This window comes from Pseudomonas sp. (assembly GCF_035554175.1).
Taxonomy (GTDB): Bacteria; Pseudomonadota; Gammaproteobacteria; order Pseudomonadales; family Pseudomonadaceae; genus Aquipseudomonas.
This window is the reverse complement of the sequence record NZ_DATMIV010000019.1, coordinates 430,760-442,605: the sequence shown is the minus strand read 5'-3', so window position 1 is coordinate 442,605 and position 11,846 is coordinate 430,760. Positions and strand designations below refer to the sequence as shown.

Genomic DNA, 11,846 nt, shown 5'->3' with positions numbered 1-11,846 from the left:
TTAGCGGTGGCAGTACTGAGGTTCCGATGAAGGTTGCAGGGGCTGCCATAACTGGTTTTTTTAAGAAAGAGGGAGCTAATCTGGTGTTCTGAGGGTGTCCGCGTCACTTCGAAAAAGGGCCCCGCATGGGCCCTTTTTTAGGCGAAGCAGATTTACTTTTTCAGCCATCCTTCGACAACGTCGGTACCGTGTTTGGCTTTCCAATTTTTCAAGGCTTTGTGATTTCCTCCCTTCGTTTCGATCATTTCACCGGTATTCGGATTTTTGTAGACCTTGAGTTCGCGTGGTTTGCGTGTTCTGGCGGCCGGAGCTGCGCCTTGACGCTTCGCCGTGGTCTGCGGCTCTAGAATGTTGACGATGTGCTTCAGGCTAAACCCATACTGTCCGAGTAGCTTGCGCAGCTTCGTTTCGAACTCGATTTCTTTCTTCAGCCCATCATCACTTTTTAGAGCTTCCAGTGCCTGGAGTTGCTCGGCGAGGTGTTTTTCCAGCTGACGGTATTCTGCGAGTTTGGACATTGTCTTTCTCTTTACGAAGTGGTCGTGCTTAGTTATTAAGATAAAACGAGCTGGTTATAGTTCAGCGCTATTTTCGACGGCTCAGTTGGCTGTCAATGTGCGTCATTTCCGATTTGATCGCGTTAATCGTCAGCGTTTGTATCGGGCTAGCTTTTCCCGGCCCTGCGTTGATGGTTTTCAGCAGGGCATTGAGGTGGGCCTGCCGAGTTTTGAGCGTTTCAGACCACCTGGCGCTGTTCTGCATTGGCTTGTTCATTACCTTCATCCTTGCATTGTTCTTGAGTGCTCACTTCTTCGGATCGTTGAGGGCTTAGCAGACCGTCAAGCTGCACCAAGTCGAGTGCGCTGTATTTACGGGCACGGTCGGACAGTTCACGCCACGTCCAATTGCCGAAGCGTTCACCTTCTTCGGGAACCGTCAGCTTCATCAGGTTCACTTGATCCAATCCGAGTAAGTTGTAGTTCGCCCACAGCTTTCCGCCTACCTCAAATAACGCTTTTGCGGCCTCATTCCACTTCTCTTCCAGCACCGTGTAAGAGAGCCACAGGGCGGTTCGTTCGATCTCTTTATACTTTTCCTGTGCTTCGGTGATGTATTTATCTACTGTCACCAGCTCCTGCTCTAACGCTGCCATGATCAGGGTTTGCCGACGGTTATGTTCGGTGGCGGCTGTCAGGTTCTTCGCGGCCTTTTGTGCGTCGGCGTTCGCGGTCTTCTCGCCTTCGGTGTCACCCCAGGCGACTGCCTGCGCGTATGCCGTGGCAGCGTCTGTTTCGGCCTGACGTGCCTTGGCCATGTCTTCAGCCGCTTGTTGTTGAATCTGCTCAAGGCGGGTGCTGAGGCTACGACGCTTTTCGTTCAGCTCCTGCTCATCCGCTTTCCAGTTGTTCATCGCCTCGACGTAATCCGCCATCAGCGAATCGCAATTCGCGAGGTCTTCACGGCGAATGATCTTCCGATTTATTAAGTCGGCATTGTGCTTGCGCGAGTGAAATTTACTTTTCACCTCGCTGTACTTCTCCCGTAATTCGCGTTTGCGGTCTGGTTCAATGAGTTCTTCACTTTCCAGCGCCGACTCAAGTGGCAACATTTCGGCTTGTAGTCGCTCTGCCTCGCTCAGCAGTTCGTCACGGCGGTCTTTCAGTTCTTGAATCTCGTTCATGTGTTTGGTCTCTGTTCAATTCGATTGTGGGTTGGTTGAGTGGCTGGCGAGGCCGGGAATGAGCCGGTGCTACCTCGATCAGCAAAGATGCCCTCAGGCAGCCCGAGCCTCGCTCTCATCCATTCCTGGAATCGTCTTAACGATGTAGCAACGTTGCGTGCCGAGACCGGGTAACCGGATCAGGCTCGACGCCTTACCGTCCTTCCCGGGTTCCAGAACACCGCGCTGCAGCAGCTCCTTGTTCACCGCGTTGATGTTCATGCCTCGGAAGATCTCCGAGCGCCATAACTCGGGGAGCACGTAGTAGGTGTTGGTGGTGTGCAGGGCATCGCCTAGACCGTGCTCCAACGTCTTACGAAAACCGAGTCGGTCGATGGTGCGCGGCCCGTGCTCATCGATTTTTGCCGCCGCCGATTCCCAGCGCGTGAAGCGGCTTTCACCGAAGCGCTCGATGACCTGGCGCAGCCGCGCCAAGATCGCATCGCCCTCGAAGTTGCCTGCGCCGCCGCGCTCGTTCATCCATGCATTGAGACACACTCGAGCAGCGGTGGTGGCAGTGCCGTCGGGCCAGCCTGTGATGCCCATCGCCGTGGCCAGCTCGCCCGCTGCTGCGGCGAGACCGAAGCGAGCGGCGGCACGGTGCGCTTGTCCACTGGCCGATGCTGGTAAAGACTGGGCAATAAAGCCTTCCAGCGTGCGGCGCAGGATGGCGGACCATCCGTGACGCTTACCGGGTTGACACAGCGCCGTCAGGAAGACCGTGAGCGGCGTGCCGTAGTACTTCGCTACGCGTGCCTTGAGCGCGTCGGACAGTGCCGCCGCATCCTCAAAACCGTTAAGCACATCGAACATGCCAATGCCTTTGCTGGCATCGGCCGGGGCAGCGAGCATGCGCACTTCCATACCCGCTTTCAGTTCCTTGTTCGCTTCGGCCATGTGCTGGGCCAGCGTCTTCTCGCCAGTGGAGAGAAACAGCAGGCGCCACTCCTGTACCTATCGGCCAGCTTGGCCTCGATCGTTGGCGCGTGCCTTGCCTGTGCCGTTGCCGAGCATGTACACCGTCTCGCCGATGATGCGCGGGTCGCACATGCCGATTTCGTCCAAGACCAGAAGGCCGTCGGAATGGGCGGCGGCGATGGATTCGAGCGCGTTGTCGGTTGACCGCCACGAACGCACCAGACGCGGTCCGCCGTAGATCGAGGCGGCGACCTGCAAATGGGTGGTCTTGCCACCGGAGCTGTCGCCGTACAAGTGGAAGCCACCCGACTCGTGGCCGAGCATGTGCAGCAGCGGTCCCGCGAAAGCCACGCCGACGACAAACGCCAAACGGTGATTGCCGATGCACAGCGCGCCGATCTGCTCCTGCCATTGCTCAAGCGTGCCCGCTTCGCTGATTGGCGGAAGTTGCGAACCGGCTTCGTAGAAGTGCAGGTGCTCGCTGTGCGCGCCGACCTGCTGCTCGGGCAGAAGAAACGCGGTGTCATGCCAACCCAAGCGCGTGACCAATCGAGCCCGTTGCGCGCTGTAGAAGCCGCCGAGATAACTCTGCAGGTCATTGCGTGCATTGCGTCCTGAACGACTTCCTGCAAGCCGCAGGCCCATATCTACCAGCGGGCCGAGTACGTCTTTGCCGAAGTCACCCGTCATGGTGCGCGCCGGGATGTTCCAGCGTTTCTTGACGCCCTCGGGTCGTCCAACTCGACCAGTTTTGTGAGGACAGCTTGGCTTCTGCTTCAGGCTTGGGTTGGCACTCAGGCGGCGGGCCAGCTTCTGGCGAGCGCGGGGGGAGATAGGGGAGTAGCAGGTAAACAGACAGGCACAAAAAAACCGGCCAAGTGGCCGGTTTCTCTGGGTCTGAGAGGCTGGTAGAGACTCTCAGATACTGCTATGTGGTGCCCCGAGGGAGACTCGAACTCCCACTCCTTTCGAAAACGGATTTTGAATCCGCCGCGTCTACCAATTCCGCCATCAGGGCTCAATGGCGGCGAAGTATAGAGAGGTGATTACCGTTGGTCAATCACGTTTCATGGTCAATTTTCGATAATTCCGCTAGACTTTCCGGCCCTGCTAGACGAACCCCATCATGCGCGTTGCTGACTTTACTTTCGAGCTCCCTGATTCGCTGATCGCCCGCCACCCGTTGGCCGAGCGTCGCGCTAGTCGCCTGCTGACCCTCGATGGGCCGAGCGGCGCCCTGGCACACCGTCAATTCACTGATTTGCTTGAGCATTTGCGCCCGGGCGATTTGATGGTGTTCAACAATACCCGGGTGATTCCGGCGCGGCTGTTCGGGCAGAAAGCGTCCGGCGGCAAGCTGGAAATTCTCATCGAGCGCGTGCTCGATGCGCACCGCGTACTGGCGCATGTGCGCTCCAGCAAGTCGCCGAAACCGGGTTCGAAGATCCTTATCGACGGCGGTGGCGAGGCCGAGATGCTCGCGCGTCATGACGCGTTGTTCGAGCTGGGTTTTGCCGAGGAAGTGTTGCCGCTGCTCGACCGCGTCGGGCACATGCCGTTGCCTCCTTATATAGACCGCCCGGATGAAGGCTCGGATCGCGAGCGTTATCAGACTGTTTATGCCCAGCGCTTGGGCGCGGTGGCGGCGCCGACGGCGGGGCTGCATTTCGATGAGCCGCTGATGCAGGCGATTGCCGCCAAGGGCGTCGAAACTGCGTTCGTTACATTGCACGTGGGCGCGGGGACGTTTCAGCCGGTGCGCGTGGAGAAGATCGAAGACCACCACATGCACAGCGAGTGGCTGGAAGTCGGCCAGGACGTGGTCGATGCGGTTGCTGCCTGTCGTGCGCGTGGTGGTCGGGTGATTGCTGTCGGCACAACCAGTGTGCGGTCGCTGGAAAGTGCGGCGCGCGATGGTGTGCTCAAGCCGTTCAGTGGCGACACCGATATCTTTATCTACCCGGGCCGGCCATTTCATGTGGTCGATGCCCTGGTGACCAATTTCCATTTGCCGGAATCCACGCTGTTGATGCTGGTTTCCGCGTTTGCCGGTTATCCCGAAACCATGGCCGCCTACAAAGCTGCTGTCGACAACGGTTACCGCTTTTTCAGCTACGGTGATGCGATGTTCATCACCCGCAATCCCGCTCCAACTGCCCCTGAACAGTCGGGCCCAGAGGAAACAGAATGAGTCGCGAATGCCGAATGTCCTTTGAGCTGTTGGCCACCGATGGCAAGGCTCGCCGTGGTCGCCTGACCTTCCCCCGTGGCACCGTCGAGACCCCGGCGTTCATGCCGGTCGGCACCTACGGCACGGTCAAGGGCATGTTGCCGCGTGACATCGTCGCCACGGGTGCGGAGATCATTCTGGGCAACACCTTTCACCTGTGGCTGCGCCCCGGCACTCAGGTGATCAAGGAGCACGGCGATCTGCACGATTTCATGCAGTGGAAAGGCCCGATCCTCACCGACTCCGGTGGCTTCCAGGTGTTCAGCCTCGGCGCGATGCGCAAGATCAAGGAGGAGGGCGTGACCTTCGCTTCTCCGGTCGACGGCGCCAAAGTGTTCATGGGCCCGGAAGAATCGATGCAAGTGCAGCGCGATCTCGGTTCCGACATCGTGATGATCTTCGACGAATGCACGCCGTACCCGGCTGACGAAGACGTCGCGCGGGTATCGATGGAGCTGTCGTTGCGTTGGGCGCAGCGTTCGAAGAATGCCCACGGCGACAACACCGCAGCACTGTTCGGCATCGTTCAGGGCGGCATGCATGAAAACCTGCGCATGCGCTCGCTCGAAGGCCTCGACAAGATCGGCTTCGACGGCCTCGCCATCGGCGGTCTGTCGGTGGGCGAACCGAAGCACGAAATGATCAAGGTGCTGGATTATCTGCCGGGCCAGATGCCCGCTGACAAACCTCGTTACCTTATGGGCGTTGGCAAACCGGAAGATCTGGTTGAGGGTGTGCGCCGCGGGGTGGACATGTTCGATTGCGTGATGCCAACCCGTAATGCCCGCAATGGGCATCTGTTCATCGATACCGGTGTGCTGAAGATCCGTAACGCGTTCCATCGCCATGATGAATCGCCGCTGGATCCGACCTGCGATTGCTACACCTGCCAGAACTTCTCGCGCGCTTATCTGCATCACCTGGACAAGTGCGGCGAAATGCTCGGCAGCATGCTCAATACCATCCATAACTTGCGCCATTATCAGGTGCTGATGGCTGGTTTGCGCGAGGCTATTCAACAGGGTACATTGGCCGCCTTTGTCGATGCCTTCTACGCCAAACGCGGACTTCCCGTCCCGCCTTTGGACTGAGTTTTCTGACCCCAAGATTCAACATTTGCAACTGGAGTGCTAAATGAGCTTTTTTATCTCTAACGCCATGGCTGACGCAGCTGCACCGGCTGCTGCGAGCCCAATGGGCGGCGGCTTCGAGTGGATTTTCCTGGTCGGCTTCCTGGTCATCTTCTACCTGATGATCTGGCGTCCACAGGCCAAGCGCGCCAAAGAGCAGAAGAACCTGCTGAGCAGCCTGCAGAAAGGCGACGAAGTCGTGACCACTGGCGGCATCGCCGGCAAGATCACCAAAGTTGCCGATGACTTCGTGGTTCTGGAAGTCTCCGACACCGTGGAAATGAAGTTCCAGAAAGGCGCCATCGCCGCCACGCTGCCAAAAGGCACGCTGAAAGCGATCTAAGAGCAACAACTTCTACTCAATCGACGGGGCGCGCAAGGCGCCCCGCGTTCATAACGGGCGGCGTGATGCTGAACAAATACCCTCTGTGGAAATACATTCTGATCCTGGCGGTGCTGGCGATCGGTCTGATTTATTCCGCTCCCAATCTTTACCCCGATGACCCGGCCATTCAGATCAGCGGCGCCAGCACGGCTCTGCAGGTCAATGACGCCGATCTGGCTCGCGTCAGCACAGCGCTGAAAGAGTCCGGCATCAACGTCAAGGCGGCCACGCTGACGGCGGGCGGCAAGGGCGGTCTGATCCGTCTGAGCAAGGCTGAAGATCAGCTGCCAGCCAAGGACGTTGTGCGCAAGGCGTTGGGTGATGACTACGTCGTCGCGCTGAACCTGGCACAGACCACTCCGCAATGGCTGCGCAACCTCGGTGCGCACCCGATGAAGCTGGGTCTGGACTTGTCCGGTGGTGTGCACTTCCTGCTCGAAGTGGACATGGACAAAGCCCTCGATGCGCGCCTGAAAGTCTACGAAGGCGACGTCAAGAGCCTGCTGCGCAAAGAGAAGCTGCGCTATCGCAGCCTGCCGCAACTGGGCGGTGCCATTCAGTTGGGCTTCAGTGATGAAGACTCCCGCGAACAGGCCCGTGCGCTGATCCGCAAGAACTTCAATGATTTCGACATTGTTCCGGCCGACCTCAACGGTCAACCGGTGCTGCGTCTGGCGATGACCCCGGCCAAGCTGGCGGAAATCCGTGAATACTCCATCAAGCAGAACCTGACCACGGTGCGTAACCGCGTCAACGAGCTGGGTGTTGCCGAACCGATCGTTCAACGTCAGGGCGCCAACCGCATCGTGGTTGAACTGCCGGGCGTGCAGGACACTGCCGAAGCCAAGCGTATTCTCGGCAAGACGGCCAACCTTGAGTTCCGCCTGGCCGCCGAGCCGGGCGCTTCGAAAGCCACTTCCGAATCGTTCGAATTCCGTGAAGGCAACCGTCCTCCAGCGCAGATCGAGCGTGGTCTGATCATTACCGGTGACCAGGTCACCGACGCCAAGGCCGGTTTCGGCGAACACGGTACGCCTGAAGTGAACATCCGCCTGGATGGCCACGGTGGTGAGCTGATGAGCCGCGCGACCCGTTCCAACGTTGGTCGCAGCATGGCGGTGATCTTCATCGAACAGCGTCCGGTCACCACTTACACCAAGCAAGTGGTTGATGGCGCCGAGAAAGACGTTGCAGTGCAGACCTTCAAGGAAGAGAAAAAGATCATCAGTCTGGCGACCATCCAGTCGCCGCTGGGTGCGCAGTTCCGCATCACTGGCCTGAACGGTCAGGGCGAGTCGTCCGAACTGGCGCTGCTGCTGCGTGCCGGTGGTCTGGCGGCGCCGATGTACTTCGCCGAAGAGCGCACAATCGGTCCGAGCCTGGGTGCTGACAACATCACCAAGGGTATCGATGCGTCGCTGTGGGGCATGCTGTTCGTGTCGCTGTTCATCATCGCCATCTACCGCTTCTTCGGCGTCATTGCCACCGTCGCGCTGGCGGTGAACATGGTGCTGCTGCTGGCCCTGATGTCGCTACTGGGCGCCACGCTGACCCTGCCGGGCATCGCCGGTATCGTCTTGACCATGGGTATGGCGGTCGACGCCAACGTACTGATCTTCTCGCGGATTCGTGAAGAGATCGCCGCTGGCATGACTGTGCAGCGGGCAATCAACGAAGGCTTCGGCCGGGCATTCACCGCGATTCTCGATGCCAACCTGACCACCTTGCTGGTCGGCGGCATTCTCTTCGCCATGGGCACCGGCCCGGTGAAGGGCTTCGCAGTGACCATGTCCCTCGGGATCTTTACCTCGATGTTCACGGCCATCATGGTGACCCGCGCAATGGTCAACCTGATCTTTGGCGGACGTGACTTCAAGAAGTTGTGGATTTAAGGGGCTGCCATGTTACGTACAATCAACTTCATGGGCGTTCGCAACTTCGCGTTCGGCGTCACCGTGTTGCTTACCGTCATTGCCTTGTTCAGTGTCGCCACCAAGGGCATGAACTGGGGTCTGGACTTCACCGGCGGTACGCTCATCGAGCTGACCTACGAGCGTCCGGCCGATGTCACCAAGGTGCGCGAGCAGCTGGCGACTTCCGGTTATCACGAAGCCGTGGTGCAGAATTTCGGCGCCACCACCGATCTGTTGGTGCGCATGCCGGGTGAAGACCCGCAGCTGGGCCATCAGGTGGCCGAAGCGCTGCAGAAGATCGGCGGCGACAACCCGGCGACGGTCAAGCGTGTCGAGTTCGTCGGCCCGCAGGTCGGTGAAGAGCTGCGCGACCAGGGCGGCCTCGGCATGCTGCTGGCGCTCGGCGGCATCCTGATCTACCTGGCGTTCCGCTTTCAGTGGAAGTTTGCGGTCGGCGCGATTGTGTCGCTGATCCACGACGTGATCGTGACCGTAGGTATCCTCTCGTACTTCCAGATCACCTTCGATCTGACCGTATTGGCGGCGGTGCTGGCGATCATCGGTTACTCGTTGAACGACACCATCGTCGTGTTCGACCGGGTACGTGAGAACTTCCGCGTGCTGCGCAAGGCGTCGCTGATCGAGAACATCAACATCTCGACCACCCAGACCCTGCTGCGCACCATGGCGACGTCGATCTCGACTCTGCTGGCAATCGCGGCGCTGCTGTTCTTCGGCGGCGACAACCTGTTCGGCTTCTCCATCGCACTGTTCATCGGTGTACTGGCGGGTACCTACTCGTCGATCTACATCGCCAACGTGGTACTGATCTGGCTGAACCTGACCACCGAGGATCTGATTCCTCCGGCCAACACCGAAAAGGAAGTCGACGACCGTCCATAACGGCCAGCGATTTTCCGGCCGTCAGGCTACAAAAGGCGCGAGTTGAACTCGCGCCTTTTTTTGTGCTCCAAGGCTGGGAGAAGCGCGGGCGCGTCCCGCATGTGATGGTCAGGAGGTTCATGTGAACAAGTCGTTGCTGGTTGGTGCGGTATTGGGTGCTGTCGGTGTCACAGCCGGGGGTGCTGTTGCCACCTACAGCCTGGTTAAAAGCGGCCCTGAGTATGCGCAAGTATTAGCCGTTGAGCCGGTCAAGACACAGATCAAGACTCCACGTGAAGTTTGCAAGGATGTAACGGTGACCCGTCAGGCGCCGGTCAAGGATCAACACCAGATCGCCGGTACGGTGGTGGGGGCGCTGGCCGGTGGCTTGTTGGGTAATCAGATTGGTGGCGGCACCGGCAAGAAGATTGCCACGGTCGCCGGTGCGGTCGGTGGCGGTTATGCCGGCAACAAGGTGCAGGAGGGCATGCAGCAGCGTGACACCTACACCACCACGCAAACACGCTGCAACACGGTCAATGACATCAGCGACAAGGTCGTTGGCTACGACGTGCGTTACTCGCTCGATGGCAAGGAAGGCAAAGTGCGGATGGATCGCGATCCGGGCAACCAGATCCCGGTCGACAAGGAAGGCAAGCTGATCCTTTCGCAGAATGAGCCGGGTCAGTAAGGCTCGAACGTTTTAAAAGAAGCACCCTGCGGGGTGCTTTTTTTTGCCCGTAATATTGCAGGCGCCCGGTCTCCTGCTGATTCAGCCGATTACCCCTGTAGGAGCTGCCGAAGGCTGCGATCTTTAGATCTTGCTGAAAAGATCAAAAGATCGCAGCCTTCGGCAGCTCCTACAGGGGCGATGTCGAATTTCAGGCATAAAAAAAGCACCCCGAAGGGTGCTTTTTTGGTTTCGCGGAGAGCTTAGCGCTTCAGCGAAGCCGGCAGGTGCGGCTGGATCGCCGTCAGCACTGCCTTGAAGCATTTGGTGTTGCCGGCAACGATGTGGCCCTTCTCAAGGAAGTCGTGACCGCCGGTGAAGTCACTCACCAGACCGCCGGCCTCCTGGATCAGCAGGGCGCCTGCAGCCATATCCCACTCGGACAGGCCCGACTCCCAGAACGCATCGAAACGACCGGCGGCCACGTAGGCCAGATCCAGGCTCGCCGAACCGGCGCGGCGGATGCCGGCAGTCTGGCCAACCAGGGCGCGGAACATGCCCAGGTAGTTGTCGAGATTGTCCATCTGATCGTCACGGAACGGGAAGCCGGTGCCGAGCAGGGCGCCGTCGAGACTGGTGCGACCGCTGACGCGCAGACGACGACCGTTCAGTTGGGCGCCGCGACCACGGCTGGCGGTGAATTCTTCCTGGCGAACCGGGTCCAGAACCACTGCGTGTTCCAGGCGGCCACGGTATTTGCAGGCGATGCTGACTGCGAAATGAGGAATGCCACGCAGGAAGTTGGTGGTGCCATCGAGCGGATCGATGATCCACAGGTACTCTTCGCCTTCGATGCCGGTGCCGGCGTGCAGGCCGGTTTCTTCGCCCTGGATCGAGTGATTCGGGTAAGCCTTGCGCAGGGCATCGATGATTTTCTGTTCAGCGGCGCGATCAACCTCGGATACATAATCCTTGGCGTCTTTTTCGTCGACCTTGATGGTATCCAGGCGCTCGATGGAGCGGAAGATCAGTTCACTGGCGCTGCGGGCGGCGCGCAGCGCGATATTCAGCATGGGCTGCATGGATGTGTCACCTAAGGTTGTTAAAGAAAGCCGCGCATTCTATCAGAACTTTTCTTCAGGTGAAGGACACTGTTCGCTTTCATAGCTTAACGGTAGGCTGTTCTGTAAGATTTGCCCCCCTTTCCTGTGTCCGAGAGCGCCTCCCTTGCTGCAGAACATTCGTGTCGTCCTGGTCAATACCAGCCACCCCGGCAACATCGGCGGGGCCGCGCGCGCCATGAAAAACATGGGTCTGTCGCGGCTGGTGCTGGTCGAACCGCGGGTCTTTCCGCACCACGAGGCCGATGCCCGCGCCTCCGGTGCCGGGGACATCCTTGAAAGCGCGCAAGTCGTCGCCACTTTGGAAGATGCCTTGGTCGGCTGCAATCTGGTGCTCGGCACCAGCGCCCGTGATCGTCGTATCCCTTGGCCGCTGCTGGATCCGCGCGAGTGCGGCAGCAAAGTGGTAGAGGAAGCCGGGCAGGGCGCTCAGATCGCTTTGGTGTTCGGTCGTGAAGACTCCGGCCTGACCAATGATGAGCTGCAGCGATGTCACTTTCACGTGCATATCCCCTCCGACCCGACGTTCAGTTCGCTGAACCTCGGCGCGGCGGTGCAGGTGTTGAGTTATGAAGTGCGCATGGCCTGGCTGGCCGCACAGGGTCAGCCGAGCAAGGTCGAGAAGGAGGAAGTGGCCTCGGTGAAAAGCGCTGAGCTCGCGACCATGGATGAGCTGGAGCGGTTCTATGAGCATCTGCAGCAGACGCTGGTCGCCATCGAATTCCTCGACCCGGAAAAACCACGGCACTTGATGGCACGCTTGCGCCGGTTGTACGGACGCAGCTCGGTCAGCCGGGCGGAAATGAATATATTGCGTGGCATCCTCACGGAAACCCAAAAAGCGGCCCGTGGCGAGCTTCTGAAGCGGAAGGATTGA

Annotated in this window: 11 protein-coding genes, 1 tRNA gene and 1 pseudogene; 7 read left to right on the top strand and 6 right to left on the bottom strand. The window is 59.2% G+C overall.

Going from position 1 to position 11,846, the window contains the following annotated elements; all coding sequences use genetic code 11:
• Positions 1-152 precede the first annotated feature (152 nt).
• From VNV36_RS10245 to VNV36_RS10225, 5 genes and pseudogenes are all read right to left on the bottom strand, one after another.
• Positions 153-518, bottom strand: a complete 366-nt coding sequence (locus VNV36_RS10245) for a histone-like nucleoid-structuring protein, MvaT/MvaU family (protein ID WP_325717657.1) — start codon at positions 516-518, stop codon at positions 153-155.
• A gap of 67 nt (positions 519-585) precedes the next feature.
• Positions 586-774, bottom strand: a complete 189-nt coding sequence (locus VNV36_RS10240; RefSeq protein ID WP_325717656.1) for a hypothetical protein — start codon at positions 772-774, stop codon at positions 586-588.
• On the bottom strand, positions 737-1,681 hold the full coding sequence (locus tag VNV36_RS10235; protein ID WP_325717655.1) for a chromosome segregation protein SMC: 945 nt from the start codon (positions 1,679-1,681) through the stop codon (positions 737-739). Before VNV36_RS10235 ends, VNV36_RS10240 begins: the two co-directional genes overlap by 38 nt.
• Positions 1,682-1,774: 93 nt before the next feature.
• Positions 1,775-3,370 (bottom strand): annotated as a pseudogene (locus VNV36_RS10230) (DUF927 domain-containing protein); the annotation flags it as partial.
• Between the two features lie 201 nt (positions 3,371-3,571).
• Positions 3,572-3,656: transfer RNA gene (locus VNV36_RS10225), tRNA-Leu, on the bottom strand.
• A gap of 108 nt (positions 3,657-3,764) precedes the next feature.
• Here VNV36_RS10225 and queA point away from each other — a divergent pair.
• The 6 genes from queA to VNV36_RS10195 all read left to right on the top strand — a co-directional run bounded on the left by queA (position 3,765) and on the right by VNV36_RS10195 (position 9,869).
• Positions 3,765-4,829 carry a tRNA preQ1(34) S-adenosylmethionine ribosyltransferase-isomerase QueA gene (gene queA, locus VNV36_RS10220; RefSeq protein WP_325717654.1) on the top strand — a complete coding sequence of 355 codons (1,065 nt, stop codon included), beginning with the start codon at positions 3,765-3,767 and terminating at the stop codon, positions 4,827-4,829.
• Positions 4,830-4,843: 14 nt separating this feature from the next.
• Complete coding sequence (gene tgt, locus VNV36_RS10215; RefSeq protein WP_160768392.1) at positions 4,844-5,959, top strand: tRNA guanosine(34) transglycosylase Tgt; 1,116 nt, start codon at positions 4,844-4,846, stop codon at positions 5,957-5,959.
• A 43-nt stretch (positions 5,960-6,002) separates the two neighbouring features.
• The gene (gene yajC, locus VNV36_RS10210) at positions 6,003-6,341 is read left to right on the top strand and encodes a preprotein translocase subunit YajC (RefSeq protein ID WP_016773317.1); all 339 of its coding nucleotides are present in this window, start codon (positions 6,003-6,005) and stop codon (positions 6,339-6,341) included.
• Between the two features lie 65 nt (positions 6,342-6,406).
• On the top strand, positions 6,407-8,275 hold the full coding sequence (secD, locus tag VNV36_RS10205) for a protein translocase subunit SecD (protein WP_325717653.1): 1,869 nt from the start codon (positions 6,407-6,409) through the stop codon (positions 8,273-8,275).
• Positions 8,276-8,284: 9 nt separating this feature from the next.
• Positions 8,285-9,199 carry a protein translocase subunit SecF gene (gene secF / locus VNV36_RS10200; protein ID WP_325717652.1) on the top strand — a complete coding sequence of 305 codons (915 nt, stop codon included), beginning with the start codon at positions 8,285-8,287 and terminating at the stop codon, positions 9,197-9,199.
• Between the two features lie 121 nt (positions 9,200-9,320).
• Positions 9,321-9,869 (top strand): glycine zipper 2TM domain-containing protein, encoded by a 549-nt coding sequence (locus VNV36_RS10195; RefSeq protein WP_325717651.1) that lies wholly within the window; start codon positions 9,321-9,323, stop codon positions 9,867-9,869.
• Between the two features lie 242 nt (positions 9,870-10,111).
• Here the strand turns inward: VNV36_RS10195 and suhB are convergent, their stop codons facing one another.
• Positions 10,112-10,930: a type III secretion system regulator SuhB gene (gene suhB / locus VNV36_RS10190; protein ID WP_016773320.1), complete on the bottom strand. Its 819-nt coding sequence runs from the start codon at positions 10,928-10,930 to the stop codon at positions 10,112-10,114.
• Positions 10,931-11,075: 145 nt separating this feature from the next.
• Here suhB and trmJ point away from each other — a divergent pair, with 145 nt between their 5' ends.
• A complete protein-coding gene (trmJ, locus tag VNV36_RS10185) occupies positions 11,076-11,846 on the top strand; it encodes a tRNA (cytosine(32)/uridine(32)-2'-O)-methyltransferase TrmJ (RefSeq protein ID WP_325717650.1) in 771 nt (256 codons plus the stop codon).